Below are 19832 nucleotides of genomic sequence, written 5' to 3' on the forward strand. Positions count from 1 at the left end.
GCACGAAACCTTATATCAGGGAAAAGTGAAAGCCCCAGTCAATAGACTGGGGCTTTTTTTGCTTGGAGTGTTAATAAGGCTTTAGCAGCAGTGGCATAGGTTTTTATACGTTTATACTTCAGTTGTAACCACTCTGCCGTTGAAATATTCATTTGCAATGATGTAGGCGGTATTTCGTACTAATTCGTCTTGAACTTCCGCCCAATGCCTTTCTTTGATGTCGTCGCGGATATGACTGAGCGAGGGAATAACGCCGCCAACTCGGATGTTAAATGGGGTTAACTCTTTTGCCCAACTGTAGGTAAAGCCCGACACTAAAGCAGCCATGCTCTCAACGCCTGTCAGATCCTGATGATTATCGTGAGAGATGACGTTGACGATGACCCCTTTCTTATTTCGAGATCGAAAGCGTTCAGCACCGACTTGTCCGTAAGTATAAAGAAAGCGGGCGGCTGAAGATAAATGGTCGATATAGGTGCTCATTGGTTCCGGCGCCATTAAGCCTGGCATGGAAGTACTTGTCCAACAGTTGACGATGACATCCGGTGTAGCATGCAATTGGGACTCAATTTGATCGAAGAGTAAGTTTATTGAAGTTGTGTTATCACTGCACACATTCATAGCGTAAACCTTATCTGTGAAGGCACTAATCTGCTCATAGCTAGTTTTTAAAATGCTGGGGTTTTGATCGCAAAGAATCAATGTTGCTCCAAGGTGAGCAAAGTGACTAGCACAAGTCCTACCTATGACAGAGCCTGCCGATGTGACAAGAATAAGGGATTCTTTAATATCCATAACACCTTCACTATCTCCATGTGTGAAAACTACACCAGTGGTTTGAGCTAACAGCATGGTTGAAATTCGATACGGTCAGTGTGAAAGGCTTCAAACTAACGCTTTAGGGTGAGGACTATTGTGTGGGAATTTGTAAGGGTTCACATTCTGATGTGTTGCTTATGTAAACAATGGGTAAAAAAGCCGAGCTTTATGCTTGAGCTTGGATTTGGTACTGACGTTGGGCCGTTACCAGCTGGTTATACAGTCCAGCATCAGAGAACAGAGCCTTATTACGTTCACCTAAATGACGTCGTTCATGACCTGAAAGGTTATGGTAAACATCCTCAGGAAGGTTAAATGTGTCCTCAGGTAGGTAAGTTAACGCATCAGGTTTAAGGTAATGGCTTAATTTTGCGGAGGGTAGGCCAGCATGGTGAAATTGTTTAGCTTGTTGTCCTGCAATCTCGTAGCTGCTGCTGTCGGAACGAAGAGCCTGTGGTTGTGATAACTCAAATTGTTGACGCAGCACACTGTCACTGGTTGTGACCTCTTTTATTTCCTCAACAGGTATAACGTCGCGTACATCGTTAGAGAACATCGACAAAATCAGAGAAAAATCCGCACGACGACCTTCGTGTACCGCATGGTTAATCCCATTACCGAACTGAAGTTCGTTAATTATTGCCGCTTTGTCTAAAGTATGGATTTGCATGGTGTTCCTCGCTAGATGCTTTTATAACGGCATGGCATGGAAGAACTTAAGGAAAAAACGACAATTAATGGTAGTATTAATTGGCAGACAGTAAAAAAGCTCGCCAATTAAGCGAGCTTTTGAATAAGACTAAATTGAACTTAGGGGAAGTGAATTACTTCGCTAGGTTCTCAGCTACGAAATCCCAGTTTACAAGCGCCCAGAAGCCGTTCATGTAATCAGGACGTACGTTGCGGTAATCGATATAGTACGCGTGTTCCCATAGGTCAACTGTTAGAAGTGGAGTTGTACCTTCTTCTGTTAGAGGAGTAGCAGCGTTAGAAGTGTTAACGATCTCTAGAGAGCCGTCCGCTTTCTTAACTAACCAAGTCCATGAAGAACCGAAGTTGTTGATTGCTGAATCAGTAAACTTCGCTTTGAATTCTTCGAAAGAACCGAATGCTGCGTTGATTGCGTCAGCAACGGCGCCAGTTGGCTCGCCGCCCGCGTTTGGAGCAAGACAGTGCCAGTAGAACGTGTGGTTCCAGATTTGCGCTGCGTTGTTAAATACGCCACCAGTAGAGGTCTTGATGATCTCTTCTAGTGTTTTCCCTTCGAATTCAGTACCAGGAATAAGACCGTTTAGCTTAACAACGTAAGTGTTGTGATGCTTACCGTGGTGGTAGTCTAGAGTCTCTGCTGAGATGTGTGGTTCTAGTGCGTCTTTCGCATAAGGAAGTGCTGGTAGTTCAAATGCCATTACTCGATTCTCCATTGATTTGAAAGGATAACCTTTCGATTGCTTCCAGTGTTTTTATTTGTATATCGTCATTACGACTGACTTGCTGATTATTTTAGCAAGTTTTTACTTTATTAAAACCCCGATATGAAAATATTTTAAGAGGTTAGTGGTTGCTCAATGTTGAATGGTTCACTATCTAGCTAGCGAATTAAAAATTAAACCACATCAATTATATGGTTTTTATTCTGTGGTTATTGAGTAGAATGTGACAGATAAACAAAGTTCAAACCCATGAATGAGGAAGCGATGGAAACTATCGACAAAATCAAACAGCAGATCTCTGAAAACTCAATCCTGTTGTACATGAAAGGATCACCGAAACTGCCAAGCTGTGGTTTCTCTTCTCAAGCTGCACAAGCTTTAGTGACATGTGGTGAGAAGTTCGCTTACGTAGATATTTTACAAAACCCAGATATCCGTGCTGAGTTGCCAAAGTACGCACAATGGCCAACGTTCCCTCAATTATGGATTGAAGGTGAGCTGATTGGTGGCTGTGACATCATTCTAGAAATGTTCCAGAAAGGTGAGCTTCAGCCTCTAGTTAAAGAAGCTGCAGCACGCGCTGAAGGTCAAGCTGAGTAATTCGTAAATACTCACACTTGGCGTTAGAATACGAAGGAGCCACATTGGCTCCTTTTTCTTTTTTAGGTTAGTGGAAATGAACATAAAGCTTTATTATGTCTCACAATCCTTAGGAACCCCTCCATCCCTTGCTATTCCTTGTTATATAAAGACTTATGCAATCACTTCAATCCGGTGATGGCGTATAAATAACGACAAAAGCTGACTTGTGCCGCCACTTTGCCGCCACTATTGGCGGCTAGATATTGAGATTTGTAAGTGGATTAAAGCGTACAGCATCACTCAGGTGGTTTGGCGAAAAATGAGCGTAAATCATCGTGTGATCGATATGCTGATGTCCGAGGATTTCTTTCAATACAAGAATGTTGCCGCCATTAGTCATAAAGTAGCTCGCGAACGTATGACGTAAAACGTGAGTGGCTTGGCCTTCGGGTAAATGGGGAAGGGCTTTGGTCAACCACTTGTATGCTACGCCGTAACCGCATGTAAAAAGCCGGTCATTGGTTGGCTTATAGATTTGGTTATACAACTCTTCAGAAATAGGTACCGTTCTGTTCCGTTTGCCTTTGGTATTGTTGTAGGTGATGCGGTATTTCGTCAGGTTATAGCCTTTCAGGTAAATCGCTTCCCTGATACGTGCACCAGTTGCGAGGCAAACTTTGTATATCTTCGTCAGTTCATCACCAATCGGGCTTTGTTGAGCAACCTCAAACAAGTGACGAATTTCCTGTTCGGTCAGGAACGCAAGCTCGGATTCCGGCTTTTTGATTGCCTCAATACCATCAACCGGATTAGGCAGTTTCCACTCACCAAGCTTTATCAGCTTATTGAACATCGCTTTCAGCAACCCAAAGTCTACATTATTGGATGAGATTGATAGCTCTTTGTGCTGTTGGCCTCGTCCTCTGCTCATGCGGGTTGCTCGGTAAGACGCAAGATGTTTGGAATTGAGTTGGGTTGCAATTGGGTCGCCTAAGTCTTCAACCATATTTTCTAGGCGCAGAAGGGTATGTTCGCCAGATTTTAGATTCTTACCGTGGAGTTTGTACCAAAGTTCCACCAAGTTAGACAATCGACGGTGATCGGGCTTACTGCCTAACCATGGTTTATCGTCCACTTCTCTCATTAAATGTATTTCGAAAGCGGTAGCTTCACCTTTCGTAGCGAAGCGTTTGCGAACACGTTTACCAGAGCGGCCTTGCGGGTAGCACTCACATAGCCAAGGTTTCTTGCTTCCATCTTTTAAGTTGCGGGTTGCCATAGTAAATAGTATTTAAACTGTATATAAATACAGTTTAACCGATGTGGAATGAACAGCAATCTTCATTCGTGAAATGAATCTCGAAGATTGGTTTGATTTGTAATCTATCAGGCTGCCCAACAATGGTAATTTGCGAGTAAGTCTGTAGAATGTGCCAGCAACTATTTTTAGGTATATTTGATGACAACAAAAGCGATCGATTTGTTCGCCGGTGCCGGCGGATTTACTCTTTCAGCGATTAAGGCTGAGGTGAATGTTCTCGCAGCTATCGAGTTTGATGAAGCGGCCGCTAATACCTATAAAGAAAACTTTATCAAAGCTGGTCATCACAACATCGATTTGCGTGCCGGCAAAGACTTCGGCGATATCAATAAAGTTGACCCATTAGAGCTACGAGAGAGCTTAAATCTAAAGAAGGGTGAACTGGATTTGATATTGGGTGGCCCTCCATGCCAAGGCTTCTCTACACATCGTATTAAAGATGCAGGTGTTAACGACCCACGTAATACTCTGCTGCTTAGATATTTTGAGTTTGTTAACGAATTCAATCCAAAAGCTTTCTTAGTCGAGAATGTCGCAGGCCTGTTATGGGAACGTCATAAAGACTTTTTAGATAAGTTTATCTCTCTAGCTGAAGATGCAGGTTACACCATCAAGTTCTGTGGCATTGTGAACGCCAAGGATTATGGCGTACCGCAGAACAGAAAGCGTGTCTTTATCTATGGATTGCGTCAAGATTTAGATACAGACAGCGACCATGTATTCCCTCCAGAGCCAACTCATTTCTCTCCTACAAGTGGGAAACTTCCGCACTGGACAACCGCATCTACAGTCTTTGAAAAAATCCCCAAAGAACTATATGACCAGTATTGGGAAGAGTACTTTAAGCCAAAGACTAAGTTGACATATGAAGAAACTATAAAGCTTTTGCGTTCTCTTAAGTCTGGCAGAAAACTTAGGAAAAGTGATCCATGTAATGTTCATATGCAGCCTACTGATATGATGGCAGAACGTTTTTCAGATACTCCGCTTAATGGTAGTCGCGTAGACGCTGGAGAGAAACACCGGCTAAAGTGTCATTCAGGTGAGTACGCAGGTCACAAAGATGTTTATGGTCGAGTCCTAATCCATGTACCGAGCAATACCATAACAACGGGTTGTAATAACCCGTCAAAAGGCCGATTTGTTCACCCGTGGTTAAATCATGGGATAACATTACGGCATGCGGCGAGGTTACAGTCGTTCCCTGACAGTTTTAACTTTTATGGGAGCTCAACCGAAAAAGCTCGGCAAATTGGCAATGCAGTACCACCATTACTCGGTAAAGTACTGATAAGTGATATATGCAGTAGATTGAATTAAATAAAGTGCCTACAATGTTAGGCACTTTTTTTTTATTTTCAGTAAGCTAAGTTAAACAACAGGCTTATACGTAGCTGGAATCAATTTATGCCTCTAATCACGTCTTCTTTTAAAACGAGAGCGAGAACGATAGACCACCTCGGACGAGAGCAAATCGCCGATTGCCCAACCGCCATTTCTGAGCTTTGGAAAAATGCTTACGATGCAGATGCAGATGAAGTCGCGTTACACATACTCGATGGTGAGCACTCAGTAGCAGCTATTGTAGATAATGGCTTTGGTATGAGTACGGCTGATTTTGAGGAAAAATGGCTCACTGTCGGCACAGAATCTAAAATTGAATCTGAAGGTGGTGAAGATAAGCCAAAGCGGAAATACAATAGACAAAAGCAAGGCCAGAAAGGTATAGGGCGTTTATCTTGCGCAGCTTTGGGGCATCTATTGCTCATAATTAGTAAGAAAGAACATCATCCGTATATCGCGAGTCTTGTTGACTGGCGTATTTTTGAAAATCCATATGTCATGCTACATGACATTACTATTCCAGCAGTTGAAATAGAAAGTTTAGAAGAACTGTATTCTGAACTTCCAACTCTTTACGAAAACCTACTGAAAAACGTAACACCTCCAGAAGAAGATCAATCCGCAACAGCAATCAGGCTTAGGGATGCTTGGGAAATGTTTACGGAGCTTGAGAGAAAAGAGTATCTTAAACAAAATCATGTAACTGATGAATTTTTATCCACCAGGGATCAAATTATCGCACAGTCTCAATCCCACGTTTTTACAGAAAGAGTTATTAATACGTGGCAGGTGGCTAAAGGGACATCCCCGACAGGGACCGCCATGTTCATGGTTGGTATTCCTGATGAACTCGAAGATCAACTGATCCTTGACCCTATAACTGAAGTCAATGATGCAACTGGTCGTGCAAAGCTTAAGTTGCTTGAGACACTGTCTAATTTTACAGATCCTTTTGTTAATGACACTGAAAAAAGTAAAGACGATCCATTTTCATGTAGTGTCTTTGCGTGGAACGGACAGCTACAACGGGTATTGGTGGGAGGAGACCGAGAGTTCGATATCAGCGACTTGGAGAAGATGGAACACTTAGTTGATGGCCACGTTGACGAAAATGGCTATTTCAAAGGGACAGTTAAGGTTTTTGGCCAGGTGTTTGAAGACATAGAAATCAAACCAAAACGAAATTACAAAACTCGCGTAGATTCGAGGTTCGGTGCTTTTGATCTAAGGATTGGTGGCTATGAAGGCCGAAAGCAGAACTCTACGATGCCAGCGGAGCTGTGGGAGCATATAGACTCAAAATCTGATTTGTATGGTGGGTTAAGAATTTACCGTGACGGTCTTCGTGTGATGCCATATGGTCGTGATGATAGTGACTTTTTTGAAATTGAAAGCCGCCGTACAAAAAATGCGGGTTACTACTTCTGGTCTTCAAGAAAAACATTCGGTCGTGCCAGTATATCTAGGCTTGGAAATCCAAATTTGAAAGATAAGGCTGGACGAGAAGGTTTAATGGACAATCGTGCAGCGATGTTATTCCGAGAAATTGTCATTAATATTCTAATCAGCACGGCTGAGAGGTTCTTTGGACGTACCTCAAAAATAAGGCAGGAAGTACAAGCAGATATTGCTACTGAGCGAGCTGAAGAGAAGGCTAAAGCGGATAGAAAAAAATTACTTAAAAACGAGCGTAACCGTGTTAAAAAGCTTATTAAGGAAAATAAGCCGAATTTAGTAGCTTTTCTCGAAGAACTTGAAGAAGTTCAAGCCGATTTAGTTCATGGCGACGACATCACTAATTTACAGCAAGCCAGAGAACTGAAAAACCTTTCCAACCGCTACAACGAAAACTTAAAGGGTTACTCTTTAAGTCCTGTACCTCCAAGTCTAGGGACAGTTAAAGAGACCTATGACGGCTATCGTTCACTCGAGTTACAAGCAAGGGAAATTGTTAAACGATTGACCACATCTGCAGACTCAGCTATTGAAAAATATACAACTAAGAGTGATACCGATGTCGCACGCTCACAGTTCAATACAAACCGAGGCTACATTACTGCGAAAGTTAAAAAAATGGCAGCAGAAGGGCGTGAGCTGTTAAGGACTGAGCTAGAGCGGTTTGAGCAGCTGGTAGATAGTTGTAATAAGGCATACGACGCATCGTTAACTGAACTATTACAAGATTTAGACCTTGGCGCGATAACTCCTGCAGACGCGATGAAAAAGATAGACGCAGAATACCAAAAGCAAGAAATTGCAAATGCTCAAGCCCTAAAACCATACATATCAGCTTTGAGTAGTATACGAAATGCGATTGACTTGGAAGGGTTAGCCATTGCAAGTTTGCGAGAGTCAAATAAGTGGCAACAAGAAGCAGCAAGGTTAAACGGTTTGGCGCAGCTTGGTATTACTGTTGAAATCATTGGCCATGAGATTGAAGGACTTGATCTCACTATGGCCAGAGGTTTGAACGACTTACGTAAAACAGAATTAACAAATTCTCAGCAGGGCTTGGTTGACTCAGTTAGTTTTGCACATGAGAGTTTGAGTGATAAGTGGCGCTTTTTATCACCATTAAAGCTATCTGGAGATAATACCAAAACTGATATAACAGGCCTAAAAGTAGTTGATTATGTCAAAAAGTTTTATGGTGAATCACTAGAACGACGCAATATCTCCCTTATTTCTACAGACAGCTTTAACGAGTTTAGTGTGTATGACTCACCTGCTAGATTGTATCCAGTATTTATTAATCTGATTAATAACTCACGCTATTGGTTAAACATTAAGGATGAAGATCCTAAAGAAATTTTGTTGGACTATAAAGATGGCGAAGTCATTGTTGCTGACAATGGGCCTGGTGTCGATCTAGTTGACTTAGAAAGCTTGTTTACGCTGTTCTTTACCAAAAAGCAGCGTGGTGGTCGTGGTGTTGGTCTTTATCTGTGCAAATCTAATTTGGCGTTATCGGGTCATACAATTCGTTACATTACCAACTCTGATGAAAAATGTTTATCGGGAGCAAACTTCGGTATCAAAATTGGAGGGCTTCTAAAATGAGCATGACGGATCTTATAAAAGAAGCTTATATTGACCCAATTCGCAGTGTTATGGTCGTTGATGATGAGTACCCAACCTTATCTAAATTGATTGCTGGAGAGGATGGTTCCAAGGGGGAGGATAAAGAGCGACTTCAAGAAGTGATTGGGATGTGTAAAGAGCCAGATAATAACTGGATGCTTGATGTACATGACGGTCAGTTCAATGGCACTGGAGACGTAGATAATCTACACCATAGTGACCTGTTAATCTTAGACTATCACTTAGAAGGGAATGGAGATGATGGTCGAGGTGAAAAGGCACTCAGCGTACTTTCATCTTTAGCAGAAAAAGAACATTTTAACTTGGTCGTAGTTCATACAAAAGGATATACCGATGTTGGCTCAGATCAGGGATACCGCGCTGTATTTAAAGATATTGTTTTCCATCTTCAAGATAAGAAACTCTTTCTGATAATGCCAGAAGGTTTAATGAGAGGAAAGAATATCGAAGAAGCGATAGATAGTTGGGAGGAAGAACAAAACGGTATTATCGACATGTTGGTTGATAGTATTACGGACTTAGATTACCTCAATTTGCATTCCCTTGGGGAACCTCCCGCTAGAATTAATTCTTCAAGAAAAGAACTAGCAGAGCTTAAAGCACTTTATGATAATCGTCCGCTTGGTGAAGATGATGATTTGGATGAATTGGAGCTTAAATTTTTACAGTGGTACGTTTTGCGAAAAAAGGGAGAAAAGATTAAAAAATCTTTTGGAATCAGTGATTTTAGTGATCTTAGGTGGAGTGATAGCGACGAATACATGTGGGTAAAGGCTGGAAACCTATTCGTTTGTGTTGTGGGGAAAACAGTTCCCACACCTGAGTTACCAGAGAGATTGCTAAGCGCGATAGAGCATTGGGGCCCCCACCCACATAGGCTTCTTCTAGCCAAAATTCGACATAAATTGGATGAGCACGGTTTTACGATAGCTAGCAGTGTCTTAAGCAAGCAACACACGCATGCTGGTTGGTTACGTGAACTTCTTAACAGCGACGAGCAAGACTTAGAGCAACAAGCTTGGTATACGACACAACACCATTTGGAAGAAATGTCATGGTACTACAAGGATGATCTTAGCAATTATTTGGTAAGAGTAGTGCAAGCACTAGTTGCTAATGAGGCACCTATCGATGAAGTAGAGAAGCGATATACATCGCAAGACATACTAACGAGTGATTTTGAGATATTTAAGTTTTCAAATGCCTTCAACAACTCTCTACCAGTAGAAGGAAAGAGCTTAACTACCGGGCATATTCTTAAAAATAATCAGACAGATGGCCTCTGCTTAGTTGTTACACCTGCTTGTGACTTGGTTCCTGGACGTAAGGAAGGGCTACATAGTATCGAAGTTGTTGTTCAGCAGTTGTATCCAATTTCTAGTGCTTTGCGTCAGGATTCAGACGAAGGAGTGATTGAGCAAGAAGAACTGTTTGAACGCTGTAAGGAGTTTGTAAATACAAAGCAGCTTGTTTTTATCCCTATTAATGAAAAAGTGGAAGTTTATTCGACGGTATCTCACCTTTACAAAAACGCAAACCCAAACTTAATGAGTTTAGCGTTTGCAGATGAAGGGAAGTGGGGGGAAGGTTTTATTCTGACGAGTTATAACTTAAATTTGGCATTAACGCCTCCACAAATTAGAGTTTGTAATTACTCGGTAGTTGGTCAGTTAAGGTATGAATATGCGCTACATCACTCTAAAACGGCAGGTGAGCATGTGTCGCGTATTGGACTAGACTATAAAAGATAAAGAAAGCGGCTATAAGCCGCTTTCTTTTGCTTCAATCTTCGATAGCAAATCATTAGTGAGGTCTTCACGGCCTTTGCCGCTATGTAGCTTTCTGTGGCAGTTTGGACAAACGCCAGCACAGTTTTCTGGTTTGTCCTCTCCGTTATCTACCAGCCGAATTAAGTGGTGAACTTCTAAGAACGGCTTACCTTCATCCGTTTCAAAAGGGGCTGGTTTGTTACAGCATTCACAGATACCATTTGCACGTCTAAGAACCCAGGCTTTAACTTTTGCATCTCTTGCATATGTAGCGGTTTGGGTTATCGACGTAGAAGGCTTGGCATTTCCTTCCGGCTTTTCCATGCTTTTGCTTTCACTAGTATCACGCACTTCAGCTTCAAAGACTGCTTTGCCCTCAAAGGGTTTGTTCTCTATGTCCGCGATAAGTTGTTCAATAAGCTTAACTTGCTGAGCGGTGATATTACGCTTAGGTTTTAAGCCAGTAACCCAAGTGCGACCTAGAAGTTCGAAAACATAAGAGATGTTTTGCATTCGAAACTCATATGCTTTTGCACCTCTATTGTATTTTTGGCTGAGGTCTCTGTAGATTTGTGCTTTGTTGAACTTAATGCCAGCCCGTTCATTAGTAAGCATCTGCAAGTACTCACTGACAGAGTCTTTCATTTCTTCATCTGACCACTGGGAGTTATTGGAGTTCTTCTCCACCTACTTCTTCTCCAACGATACCGCCACGCGGCCAATTACTTTTATATCTTCTTCTGATACTTCAACCGTCGCGTTGCCAAACACGACTGCTAGTTTGTTTGGTAATCGTTGAATGTGGTTGATGGACAGACGCCCATTCATATCAATCAAATACTCGCCACTCACTGCATCGTTCTGGTTTTTATCGACTAGAAAGCGGCCTTCGTTCGTTTCGATCTCAATGGTGTTGCTGGCTTCTAAATCCCAAGAGTTAAACATGCGTTGTGCGTATGGAATTTCTCCAGTTGGCACAAGCTGTCCGTTTGTGAGGCAGAAGCTCTTAATAGATACAACAGCTAACTGAGGGTTCTGTAACTCTGGACTAGATGAAGTGACGCCTGATTCAGATGCCTTTTGATTACCCCAAAAAGAGTGGTGCAAGTCAGTCAAAGGGTAACCTTTTGGCAGAATTAGTTCGTGAACAGGGATGCCTGTCCTCAAATGAATACGCACAACCAGCTCGTGAGAGTTCCTATTGTGTGCATTCCATGTACTAATCGTTTGTCGACTTACATTAGTTACGTCCGCTAACTCTGCAAATGTCGACACCCCTAGAGCATCTTTTAAAGTTTGAGTAAAATCCTCACCCTTTATGTACTCGAAAATTGATATCTTTTGTTGACTATCCATATAATTTGATCAATATTGTACTCGAAGTTTGATTGCCATGCCGAGCAAAGCTAAAGACAACCGAAGAAGATAGACATAAAAGCAAGGATATCACCATGTTAACGTACAAGATACCTCCACTAAGTCCATATGTGACTTACGAAGAATACTCCCGCCTTACTGGTTTGCCGATGGGCACCATCAAACAGTACGTGACGGAAGGTCGCGTGATCATTAAGCCAAAAGACAAACGCCGTGATAAGCCGTTGATTAACATGGTTGCCATGCATGAATTGGCGGCACGTGAAGCCATTGCTGCTCTAGGGTAAGCCATGAGCTTTTCCTCTCTTGTTCCAACCAGATCACACTGCCCAAAGTGGCTAAATGTGTTTGCGTTGGTTGTCATTCTCGTACCACCTTTCATGTAAGAGTGTGGATCATGGACGCAAACATCGCCATGTGCGGATTCCGCGAACGCAAACAGCAATCTTTTAACGCTGCATGCTGCGACTTCGCCATCAATCACAATATGGAAAAGCTGGCTCCACGTATTGGCCTGACAGGGAGAATGCTGCGTAACAAGCTAAACCCAGAACAGCCGCACAAACTGGACCCTGTGGATTTGGCATTGCTGAGCAAAGAATCCGGCGATTACACCATTGTGAACACACTCTTTGCTGACCTAGGTGTCGTGACGGTTCAGTTACCTCAAGACGGGGAAGAGAAGAACCTTTTAGAACGCACGTTACTCAACAGTCAATATTCAGGTGAGCTGTCTAGCGATGCAATGCACATGTGTAGCGCAGACCGTTTACCCCGCAGTCAAAAACGCAAAACTATTGCCAAGGTTCAAGCAGCCATCGGCAACTTGGTTTTGTTCGTCAACGATTTAGAAAACCGCACCACTGGCTTTCAACCCCTCATGCAAATGGGCACAGATTTCCTCGCCAACGGTGCGCCACTTCCGGGATTAGCCTAAGGAGAATTAATGAGTCAGTTAGCTAAAAATATTGAACCGAGACCAATCGCCAAGCCAATGCCATCTGCACAAGAGAGCATTACTGCTTGCAAAGCGTTGTTCAATGGTTCCGCTACACGCGGCAAGTTAAAAGAGTTGTGGAACGGTATGCCGCCACGCTTTCGTGGCATGGTTTTGGTTGCCGGTGGTCTAAAGGCCTCAGAGCATGTGCGCGAGTTCGACTGCTTCGACGATTTGGAATTACATAAAATCCGCATCGGCATGCAACAAATTAAAGAAATTTCGACGTTGTTTGATCGCACTATCGGTGACGTTCGTCGCCTCAAGCATTACCAGTTCAGTAATACCCATTAAACCTAGCCAGCCCTTACACCTGTAAGCAAGGGGCTTTTTTATCTTAGCGTAGGAGCATAGAAGATGAACGACACCGTCGCCAAAGTCGCTGTTAAGCGCGCCATATTATCCACCATAAATAGTTTGTATGCCTTAGCGATAGAGAGCGCAGATGTTTTAAGTATTCGAATTGAGTTCTCCTCAAAAATGAAGTTGATGAATATTGTTATTTTCTCTGACAACACGACTCATCACGCCCACAACTTAGTGCTGCTTGATAACGAAAAAGCATTAGAAGATTTGTTAGCAGTTGAAGACAAGATTATCGAAAAAGTTGTAGAACTCCGTGATGAAAAAGAAGCGGAGGTAGCGGCATGACTCCCAATTCAATTGAAATTAATCAGCTAATTGAAATGTTGAAAGATCGTTTGGAGGAGTGTTGTGACTGCATCGAAGCAGGCTACGAGATTGCAGGCTCTGCAGGATTCACGACTACTGATGCGGAGCTAACCGTTGAAGGTGGGCGTTACTTTATTAAAGAAGCTAATGCTTACTTACAGGAACAGGAGTGTGAGTCATGCAATACGCAGCAATAATGCTATGCCCTGTTGGTGGTGTTATCCGCCATGAAGACACTCAAGAAGTAGCTAATATTTTGGTTGGTGATTTTGAATCATTAGAAGTGGCTATTGAACAAGCTTGCCAAGACTTAAGTTGCACTCATCTACACAAAGGTGTGATCAGTAAAGGCAAAGGTAAAGGTGGTTTTATGTTAGTAACGACTCAGGAATTGGAGGCGGTATGAGAAATGTTACGCATGTTGATGAAAGACTTGTAAAAGGACGTAATATAACAGGTAGAAGAAAACTTACACCTGAACAAAGGATCCAACTTGATGAACGAAAAGCAAGGCTTTACCGAATTGCAGACCAAATTACTGAGCGTGTGCGAAGAAAGCGGCTTAACAATAAAGTTTGATATTGAAGAGTATGAGCTTGAACCAACCCAAGAAGATACGTTTTTAGTTTTGAAAGAAATGAACCCAAATTGTGCTGTCGCAGTGGGTATTAAAGATGAATATATTCAACGAATCTTTATGTTGGGTCTGCTTGCCTTAAACGAATACGAGTTTGTTGAAATCTCTCAGAACTATATGTACATAAGCGAGGTATCCCAGGCAGATGACGGGGTATGGGAATTAGATGAAATTGAAACAAGAGCAGGGAATAATTGGTAAAATTAATTCCAGTGATCTCCTATACATAGCAGGGGCAGTGATGCCCCTTGATCGAATCAAAAGAAATGACGCCAGCTATAATGCTGGTTTTTTAGATTCCAAAATTTACTCAGATCGTGAACAAGCACTATTGGATAGTGGCATAGTCAAAAAAATTCCAATTTATGACCGCGTTCCTAATCGAAAATCTAAGCGAGAGCGAGTACTTCAAGAGCGAACTAATTTCTATAAAGCCGTAAATCATCACTCGAAACACGACCGCGAAGCGGCGGCGAGAATCGCCGAAGAGTATAGGCTAGTCAAAGGGCGCAAAAGTCCGACAGAGAAATTTCGCCACAGAAAAGACAAGCAAATTAAGCAATTAATGAGCTTGAGAAAGTCTCTACGCCCTAAAAGTATCATCAGCAATGCCGACGCTAACTTCAGCCATGATGCTTTGTATGAAACGAACGAGCGCTCCAAACCTGCCATTCTCAATCAGAATGGCAAGCGAGCAAAAGGCGAGCCAAATAAGATTCCGATCTCGATGCAGCTAATGCACCGGTCTTGGAATGAAACTTATAAGTTTCAGGCGGTAACCGAAACGCCGTCCAGTGCTGCGCCAGCGGAAAACAGTGGTGAGAGGTTCTCGGAAAAGCTGACGTCTCGTTCTGTTTCTAAAATCTTTGAGGCAGGGGCTTACACTGCAGCTTGCCACGGTGGTTTCTCAACTTTTCTGACGCTGACTTTCACCAAGGCACAGCGGATGGCTATATTCGGTGGAATGTTGGATGGGAGTGAATGTGTCAGCATGGGGTCGCATCACCCAATAATCTACAAGCGCAACATGGTGACAGTACACCCCAAGCGTGGCGAAAAGAAAGTAGACCAACCAATCACTGATATTGGTGGAGAATACTGGCTGTTTCCAACCAAAGATAGTAGACGAATTAAAGCGATGAATCAGGGCAGTATAATCGCTGGACCGTATTGCGATCTTAAGCAGAAACCAAAGCAAGAATTTTCCATGGAAAAGACCTTGGAAGCGACGATAGGGAAGGAGGTTTCTCGTTTTCTTGATGGTGCGAAGAAGATGTACCAGCGCGGCTGGGCTGCTGACCACACAATCCAAGTTGATAAAGAAAGTGGGCAGAAATACTGCGATTTAATTCATGAAAAGGTTGCTAAGCACGTCAAACCAAGTGATGTTGGCCCAACGAATCAACCTGCAGACTTTCATTACATATGGGTAGCTGAGTGTCCAGCTAATGAAGATGGCGAGCCTAATCCACATGTCCATATATTGCTACGTTGGACAGTACCAGAACACCTCTTTAGCCCTTGGGCTAAGCGACTTGAAAAAATATGGGGGCACGGGTTTGCGAAATTAGAGCGAATAAAAAAGCCAAAAGCTGCTGGTTCTTACATTATCAAAGCGGTCGGCTATGCGGCGAAAGGTGAAAATGCTGACCAAGGGCTTATCAAGGGAAATAGATACAATATTGCGAAATGCTCAAGAGCTCCTGTCTGGGAAACTCTTGCTTCGTTTGAAGCTGGCAATATGACAGCAATTATTAAAGAGTTGGGCTACAAACTTGAACAATGGAAAAAGCCAATTAAACGGCAAATCAGAAAGCTACGAAATGCCAAAGAGCAAACCATCAAGGCTAAAGCTATTGCTAAAAAGCAACAGAAACCAGAGGAATATCAGAAGAAGCTTTATCAACGAATCATTCGATTAGAAAAGCAGGCCGAAAAGTTGAACCAGAACTTACGTGACAGGGGAGTGCACGTAAACACGAGTAATCGTTTCTGCATTACATTCGAGGGCGAACACGCCAAGAATAAGGTCGATAAGTTTATGGTCTGGGCTGCAGGTGCGAGAGGATGGTCATTGAATTGTAGAGATGTGGATTTGAGCGACATAAAGCAGAGTGCTAACTACTCTTATCAAACTGAATATCATCGATTTAAAGAGAATCAGTCATATTGGAATTCATTACTAAATGATCCAGTGCCGTACTTTGACATTGATGAAAGAGAGTATTGTTACTGGCATAGTGTCACGGCAGATTATCTAGAGGGACGGCTTCAACCAATATTGAGTTAGGTGTGCTAAAGCATTACAGAAACGAAGAAAACCTTTGATGAGTACGTCATGTCAAAAAACCACTGTGGAAAACTGTATGAATATACAGTATATTTCCATGGTAATTGGTAAGGGTGTTGATATGTCGAATAAAAATCCAAACGATATCATGTTGTCTGCTTTAGAGATCATCATTGATGGTGTAGCAAATAGTGAGGCGACAGAGAGAACTCGAGCGGCAGGTGCATATATCGCTGGCTTAATACTGGCGGATGCAAAAGGGCAGTTGGACTCTGAAAAACAAAAAGCCATCTTGAGTATTATCGAGATGGCTTGTGAAACAGAGAGTACTACTTTTATGTCGAAATAATTTACAGCATAGATAGTTGGTGTTTGAGCTGTTGCCTTGCCTCTGGCGGCAACGCCTTACACAGCTCTAAAGCCATTTGACTCGTTGTTTTTGCTGATGGACTCAAAGTATGGCTATAAGACAGGTTCATGACAAAACTATGCCCGCACTCTGGATCACTGCAGCTACAATATAAATCTGAATAGCTGTTGGATACTCGATTAGATTTTTGGATACGGCTTTTACAACCACACTCTGGACACAACACTCTCATAGTAAAACCTAGCTTATTGACTGACCATGTAATGATACGTTAAAGGGCTGTGTTTTTGTACAGTTTTACGTGCTTGTTTCCGTATCAGTGTCAGTATCAAATTTTAAATATAAGTGTTTCATGTTTTTGATTTCATGGTCGTTGTTCACCTCATCCATAATCAATTTACAGACAGGAATGGTCTCGTCTTTCGCATACTCTTTACCCACTTTTTCTGGATCACCGAAGCTTGAACCAGGTTGGGGCATCATGCCGCCTTTACCTGCAGGGAACCGATGTCCTACAAGAATGTCTTGAGCGGTAATGTTCTTGATGCGTTCAAATTCGTCTTTTGTCGCAATGTCACCTACAGGTATCAACTGGATGCCTTTTTCATGCCCACCGGGAATATTGACAAACATACTGCGGAAATTGCCCACGCCTTTTGAGCTCGCGATTTTATCTTTCAGCATCTTCTCGTCATCATCACTTAGGTTTGGGTCTGTAGCGTAAAAAATAAAACCCATGTGCGCGCCGTTCTTGTAGTAGCGGCGACGAAACAAGGTCGCGTCTCTGTTGAGTAAACTGCTTTGCAAGCTGCCCAAATAATCTGGTAAGCCATAGATTTGCTGTTGCAAATCATCTTGAGGCAAGAAAATAACGTCTTTCTGTTTGTAGACACGTTGTTTATTGTCGCGTCCAAGTATGACGAAGTCGCCGTTCTTTCGGCGGCGCAAGTGCATAGAAGGCAACGGGTGAAGTCTTATTGGGAGGCCAAATCCATTTCTTATTTTCAAGAAAGCGGCATCACCAAAGGTAAAGTAATTATTACCAAAAAACTGCACTTGTCGGTGTGTTAGTCCTCCGCCCCCGACAAATCGAGCAGCGACATAGTTAGCCCGAGCTCGAAGCAATGAACAGTGGTAAGCATTCGCGCGTGAGGTCTCTGATAAGCCTTGGCGCGAAATGGGCGGTTCCCAGTAGTTATCGAAATCGTTGTAAAACAAATCTGAGTAAGACGTCATCCAGCTATTGGCGTCGATGGCCTCTGGTGCAGAGTCGATGTGATAGACCGACTCGGATGCTTGTTCTTCTTGTTTGACTAGAGTTTCTGTTTGTTCGGTCATGCTGCAGTGGCCCACGTTGATTTTGTTGGATTGGAATGATCTAGCGGTTCGTTAATGATGGCGTGAGAAATAGCCCAGAATGCATCGGCGTGGCCTGTCGTTTGGCTGCGTTCTGCTTTGAATGTCATGGCGTTACCACTGGCGGTTGGTACTCGCTTAATCGCCATAAACGCCATCGCAATGTCTTTGTGTTCAGCATCAAATTGAAGTCGTTTTGCTTCTACGATGTCGATCATCTTCATCACTAGACGGTTTTTGTTTTCGTTGCTGTAATGGATGGCGTGAGCTTCACGCGGGTATTTCTTCGATATTAAGTCCCAAACGCCGCCACCAATGCCGGTGGTATCGACGCCGATGTAAGTGACTTTGTAACGCTGAAACACTTTGTCTATTTCTGAAACGTGGTACTGGAAGTTAAGCCCTTTCCAGTAGTGTTTTTCTAATACACGGAACCGTTCACCCGCGACGGCAGGTGGCGCGACAACCACCAAGCAGGCATTGTCTCGGGTTCGGCTTGGGTCGTAACCTAGCCACACTTCTCGATGAGCAAAAGGTTGTTTGTTCTTTGGTTTAAAGTCTTGCCAATGGGCCGCGTCCACCATGCTTTTTTCAAGGTCAGAGAACTTGAAAACAGAAAGCGAGCCATCAACAAACACACACATAAATAGGTTGTTGAAGTCATCTTCGCTGTATTCTTCGCGCAGTTCGTCAATGTCGAATAGATCGCAACCTCCCTTCGCAGCGTCTTCAATGGTGACAACATAACGCCACTGTTTATCATCACAGAGTCGACCACCGTCGCGATATTCTGCAAAGGTTGGGAATTCAATTTTCTCCCGAGACTCTTTGCCCTTGCGCCATGAGTCGCCCGTCCAAAAAGGGTAAGCCTGATGCATTTTGGAAGACGGGGTAGAAAAGTAGGTTTTACGCCACTTTTTATGTGTAGCCATTGCTGAGGCAAGTTTGTTCAGCTCATCAAACTTAGGTATCCAGAAATATTCATCGACATAAACATGGCCGTGGTAACTCTGGGCGGTTTTACTGTTGGTTGATAAAAAGCGCAGTTCGGCACCGTTAGAAAGAATGATTGGGTTGCCGGTTAACTCGATACCCAAGAATTCTTTACCAATCGCAATAATGTAGCTACGGAAAACCTCGGCTTGAGCGCGAGAAGCTGAAAGGAATATTTGGTTATCGCCCGTTAGGATGGCATCTTCTAACGCTTCGCCACTGAAATAGTAAGTTGCGCCAATCTGGCGTGATTTTAGGATGTTGCGAATACGCTGTTTGATGTTGTTACGCATGACATGCTGATATTCGAACAGTGACTCATGCCAACCGATAAAGTCATCTTCACAAAGGTGCTCAATGCTGTTTTTGCCTTTGCCTTTTTTCTTACTGCTGCCATGACCACCACGACTTTGATTGGATGATTCGGCGCGGTTCTCCTTCGAGCTGCCTTGCGAGAGCATACGTTCCGCTTTGGCTTTTGCATCAGCATGAGCTTTTAGCAACTTAACGTGATGGTCTATAAGCTTATCCATCTCTTTCAGCTGCTGATCGCTTTTCTCATCTTTATCAATTAACACGGCCAAACGGCGGTTAACCATTTCCTCAACGGACAGTTCGTTCAACAACAAAGCCCAGCCGAATTTCTCCGCCCAGGTATAAATAATGCGGTCGCTATTGAGGTTAAGTTGCGCCGCAATTTCCTTTGGAGGTACCCCGCGTAAATAAAGCTTTTTCGCGGCCTCTTTGATTTCATCTGAATATGCCATAAG

22 protein-coding genes are annotated in these 19832 nt (G+C 43.0%); 13 read left to right on the forward strand and 9 right to left on the reverse strand.

What is annotated here, in order from left to right; genetic code table 11:
• Window positions 1–111 precede the first annotated feature (111 nt).
• The 3 genes from ATG66_RS10060 to sodB form a co-directional block, all read right to left on the reverse strand.
• Complete coding sequence (locus tag ATG66_RS10060; protein WP_179885633.1) at window positions 112–852, reverse strand: SDR family oxidoreductase; 741 nt, start codon at window positions 850–852, stop codon at window positions 112–114.
• 133 nt (window positions 853–985) lie between these two features.
• On the reverse strand, window positions 986–1489 hold the full coding sequence (locus tag ATG66_RS10065) for a VC2046/SO_2500 family protein (protein ID WP_098415165.1): 504 nt from the start codon (window positions 1487–1489) through the stop codon (window positions 986–988).
• Window positions 1490–1643: 154 nt separating this feature from the next.
• On the reverse strand, window positions 1644–2228 hold the full coding sequence (sodB, locus tag ATG66_RS10070) for a superoxide dismutase [Fe] (RefSeq protein ID WP_005396533.1): 585 nt from the start codon (window positions 2226–2228) through the stop codon (window positions 1644–1646).
• Window positions 2229–2516: 288 nt separating this feature from the next.
• Between sodB and ATG66_RS10075 the strand changes: the two genes are divergently transcribed.
• Window positions 2517–2852 carry a Grx4 family monothiol glutaredoxin gene (locus ATG66_RS10075; RefSeq protein WP_098415166.1) on the forward strand — a complete coding sequence of 112 codons (336 nt, stop codon included), beginning with the start codon at window positions 2517–2519 and terminating at the stop codon, window positions 2850–2852.
• Window positions 2853–3090: 238 nt separating this feature from the next.
• On the opposite strand, the gene ATG66_RS10080 is transcribed toward ATG66_RS10075, so the two are convergent.
• Complete coding sequence (locus ATG66_RS10080; RefSeq protein ID WP_098415167.1) at window positions 3091–4113, reverse strand: phage integrase; 1023 nt, start codon at window positions 4111–4113, stop codon at window positions 3091–3093.
• A 180-nt stretch (window positions 4114–4293) separates the two neighbouring features.
• Here ATG66_RS10080 and ATG66_RS10085 point away from each other — a divergent pair, with 180 nt between their 5' ends.
• From ATG66_RS10085 to ATG66_RS10095, 3 genes are all read left to right on the forward strand, one after another.
• Window positions 4294–5475 (forward strand): DNA cytosine methyltransferase, encoded by a 1182-nt coding sequence (locus ATG66_RS10085; protein ID WP_098415168.1) that lies wholly within the window; start codon window positions 4294–4296, stop codon window positions 5473–5475.
• 87 nt (window positions 5476–5562) lie between these two features.
• On the forward strand, window positions 5563–8559 hold the full coding sequence (locus ATG66_RS10090; protein ID WP_098415169.1) for an ATP-binding protein: 2997 nt from the start codon (window positions 5563–5565) through the stop codon (window positions 8557–8559).
• On the forward strand, window positions 8556–10352 hold the full coding sequence (locus ATG66_RS10095) for a response regulator receiver domain (protein WP_098415170.1): 1797 nt from the start codon (window positions 8556–8558) through the stop codon (window positions 10350–10352). The genes ATG66_RS10090 and ATG66_RS10095 overlap by 4 nt, the downstream gene beginning before the upstream one ends.
• A 9-nt stretch (window positions 10353–10361) precedes the next feature.
• On the opposite strand, the gene ATG66_RS10100 is transcribed toward ATG66_RS10095, so the two are convergent.
• Window positions 10362–11057: an HNH endonuclease gene (locus ATG66_RS10100; RefSeq protein ID WP_098415171.1), complete on the reverse strand. Its 696-nt coding sequence runs from the start codon at window positions 11055–11057 to the stop codon at window positions 10362–10364.
• Complete coding sequence (locus tag ATG66_RS10105) at window positions 11058–11726, reverse strand: phage repressor protein CI (RefSeq protein ID WP_098415172.1); 669 nt, start codon at window positions 11724–11726, stop codon at window positions 11058–11060.
• A gap of 95 nt (window positions 11727–11821) precedes the next feature.
• Here ATG66_RS10105 and ATG66_RS10110 point away from each other — a divergent pair, with 95 nt between their 5' ends.
• From ATG66_RS10110 to ATG66_RS10150, 9 genes are all read left to right on the forward strand, one after another.
• A complete protein-coding gene (locus ATG66_RS10110; RefSeq protein ID WP_098415173.1) occupies window positions 11822–12034 on the forward strand; it encodes a hypothetical protein in 213 nt (70 codons plus the stop codon).
• Between the two features lie 110 nt (window positions 12035–12144).
• Complete coding sequence (locus tag ATG66_RS10115) at window positions 12145–12684, forward strand: phage regulatory CII family protein (protein WP_069515558.1); 540 nt, start codon at window positions 12145–12147, stop codon at window positions 12682–12684.
• Window positions 12685–12693: 9 nt separating this feature from the next.
• Complete coding sequence (locus ATG66_RS10120) at window positions 12694–13038, forward strand: hypothetical protein (protein WP_098415174.1); 345 nt, start codon at window positions 12694–12696, stop codon at window positions 13036–13038.
• A 63-nt stretch (window positions 13039–13101) separates the two neighbouring features.
• The gene (locus ATG66_RS10125; protein ID WP_098415175.1) at window positions 13102–13395 is read left to right on the forward strand and encodes a hypothetical protein; all 294 of its coding nucleotides are present in this window, start codon (window positions 13102–13104) and stop codon (window positions 13393–13395) included.
• Window positions 13392–13613: a hypothetical protein gene (locus ATG66_RS10130; protein WP_098415176.1), complete on the forward strand. Its 222-nt coding sequence runs from the start codon at window positions 13392–13394 to the stop codon at window positions 13611–13613. The genes ATG66_RS10125 and ATG66_RS10130 overlap by 4 nt, the downstream gene beginning before the upstream one ends.
• Window positions 13595–13822: a hypothetical protein gene (locus ATG66_RS10135; protein ID WP_098415177.1), complete on the forward strand. Its 228-nt coding sequence runs from the start codon at window positions 13595–13597 to the stop codon at window positions 13820–13822. The genes ATG66_RS10130 and ATG66_RS10135 overlap by 19 nt, the downstream gene beginning before the upstream one ends.
• A gap of 90 nt (window positions 13823–13912) precedes the next feature.
• The gene (locus ATG66_RS10140) at window positions 13913–14254 is read left to right on the forward strand and encodes a hypothetical protein (protein ID WP_098415178.1); all 342 of its coding nucleotides are present in this window, start codon (window positions 13913–13915) and stop codon (window positions 14252–14254) included.
• The gene (locus ATG66_RS10145) at window positions 14220–16343 is read left to right on the forward strand and encodes a rolling circle replication-associated protein (protein WP_257145732.1); all 2124 of its coding nucleotides are present in this window, start codon (window positions 14220–14222) and stop codon (window positions 16341–16343) included. Before ATG66_RS10140 ends, ATG66_RS10145 begins: the two co-directional genes overlap by 35 nt.
• A 76-nt stretch (window positions 16344–16419) precedes the next feature.
• The gene (locus ATG66_RS10150) at window positions 16420–16692 is read left to right on the forward strand and encodes a hypothetical protein (protein WP_098415179.1); all 273 of its coding nucleotides are present in this window, start codon (window positions 16420–16422) and stop codon (window positions 16690–16692) included.
• A gap of 1 nt (window position 16693) precedes the next feature.
• On the opposite strand, the gene ATG66_RS10155 is transcribed toward ATG66_RS10150, so the two are convergent.
• From ATG66_RS10155 to ATG66_RS10165, 3 genes are all read right to left on the reverse strand, one after another.
• Window positions 16694–16945, reverse strand: coding sequence for an ogr/Delta-like zinc finger family protein (locus ATG66_RS10155; protein WP_098415180.1), 252 nt, complete (start codon window positions 16943–16945; stop codon window positions 16694–16696).
• Between the two features lie 65 nt (window positions 16946–17010).
• On the reverse strand, window positions 17011–18051 hold the full coding sequence (locus ATG66_RS10160) for a phage portal protein (RefSeq protein WP_098415181.1): 1041 nt from the start codon (window positions 18049–18051) through the stop codon (window positions 17011–17013).
• Window positions 18048–19829, reverse strand: coding sequence for a terminase large subunit domain-containing protein (locus ATG66_RS10165; RefSeq protein ID WP_098415182.1), 1782 nt, complete (start codon window positions 19827–19829; stop codon window positions 18048–18050). Before ATG66_RS10165 ends, ATG66_RS10160 begins: the two co-directional genes overlap by 4 nt.
• Between the last annotated feature and the right edge of the window lie 3 nt (window positions 19830–19832).

Origin of the sequence: Vibrio sp. ES.051, from assembly GCF_002563795.1 — a bacterium.
In the GTDB taxonomy this organism is placed as follows: Bacteria; Pseudomonadota; Gammaproteobacteria; order Enterobacterales; family Vibrionaceae; genus Vibrio.

Excerpts from the sequence above, each read along its gene's own strand:
- ATG66_RS10155 (WP_098415180.1), bottom strand. The coding sequence starts at position 16,945 with ATGAGAGTGTTGTGTCCAGAGTGTGGTTGTAAAAGCCGTATCCAAAAA.
- ATG66_RS10090 (WP_098415169.1), top strand. The coding sequence starts at position 5,563 with ATGCCTCTAATCACGTCTTCTTTTAAAACGAGAGCGAGAACGATAGAC.
- ATG66_RS10065 (WP_098415165.1), bottom strand. The coding sequence starts at position 1,489 with ATGCAAATCCATACTTTAGACAAAGCGGCAATAATTAACGAACTTCAG.
- ATG66_RS10075 (WP_098415166.1), top strand. The coding sequence starts at position 2,517 with ATGGAAACTATCGACAAAATCAAACAGCAGATCTCTGAAAACTCAATC.
- ATG66_RS10120 (WP_098415174.1), top strand. The coding sequence starts at position 12,694 with ATGAGTCAGTTAGCTAAAAATATTGAACCGAGACCAATCGCCAAGCCA.
- ATG66_RS10150 (WP_098415179.1), top strand. The coding sequence starts at position 16,420 with ATGAATATACAGTATATTTCCATGGTAATTGGTAAGGGTGTTGATATG.
- ATG66_RS10105 (WP_098415172.1), bottom strand. The coding sequence starts at position 11,726 with ATGGATAGTCAACAAAAGATATCAATTTTCGAGTACATAAAGGGTGAG.
- ATG66_RS10115 (WP_069515558.1), top strand. The coding sequence starts at position 12,145 with ATGGACGCAAACATCGCCATGTGCGGATTCCGCGAACGCAAACAGCAA.
- ATG66_RS10060 (WP_179885633.1), bottom strand. The coding sequence starts at position 852 with ATGCTGTTAGCTCAAACCACTGGTGTAGTTTTCACACATGGAGATAGT.
- ATG66_RS10125 (WP_098415175.1), top strand. The coding sequence starts at position 13,102 with ATGAACGACACCGTCGCCAAAGTCGCTGTTAAGCGCGCCATATTATCC.
- ATG66_RS10135 (WP_098415177.1), top strand. The coding sequence starts at position 13,595 with ATGCAATACGCAGCAATAATGCTATGCCCTGTTGGTGGTGTTATCCGC.
- ATG66_RS10160 (WP_098415181.1), bottom strand. The coding sequence starts at position 18,051 with ATGACCGAACAAACAGAAACTCTAGTCAAACAAGAAGAACAAGCATCC.
- ATG66_RS10085 (WP_098415168.1), top strand. The coding sequence starts at position 4,294 with ATGACAACAAAAGCGATCGATTTGTTCGCCGGTGCCGGCGGATTTACT.
- ATG66_RS10080 (WP_098415167.1), bottom strand. The coding sequence starts at position 4,113 with ATGGCAACCCGCAACTTAAAAGATGGAAGCAAGAAACCTTGGCTATGT.
- ATG66_RS10165 (WP_098415182.1), bottom strand. The coding sequence starts at position 19,829 with ATGGCATATTCAGATGAAATCAAAGAGGCCGCGAAAAAGCTTTATTTA.
- ATG66_RS10095 (WP_098415170.1), top strand. The coding sequence starts at position 8,556 with ATGAGCATGACGGATCTTATAAAAGAAGCTTATATTGACCCAATTCGC.
- sodB (WP_005396533.1), bottom strand. The coding sequence starts at position 2,228 with ATGGCATTTGAACTACCAGCACTTCCTTATGCGAAAGACGCACTAGAA.
- ATG66_RS10140 (WP_098415178.1), top strand. The coding sequence starts at position 13,913 with ATGAACGAAAAGCAAGGCTTTACCGAATTGCAGACCAAATTACTGAGC.
- ATG66_RS10130 (WP_098415176.1), top strand. The coding sequence starts at position 13,392 with ATGACTCCCAATTCAATTGAAATTAATCAGCTAATTGAAATGTTGAAA.
- ATG66_RS10110 (WP_098415173.1), top strand. The coding sequence starts at position 11,822 with ATGTTAACGTACAAGATACCTCCACTAAGTCCATATGTGACTTACGAA.
- ATG66_RS10145 (WP_257145732.1), top strand. The coding sequence starts at position 14,220 with ATGAAATTGAAACAAGAGCAGGGAATAATTGGTAAAATTAATTCCAGT.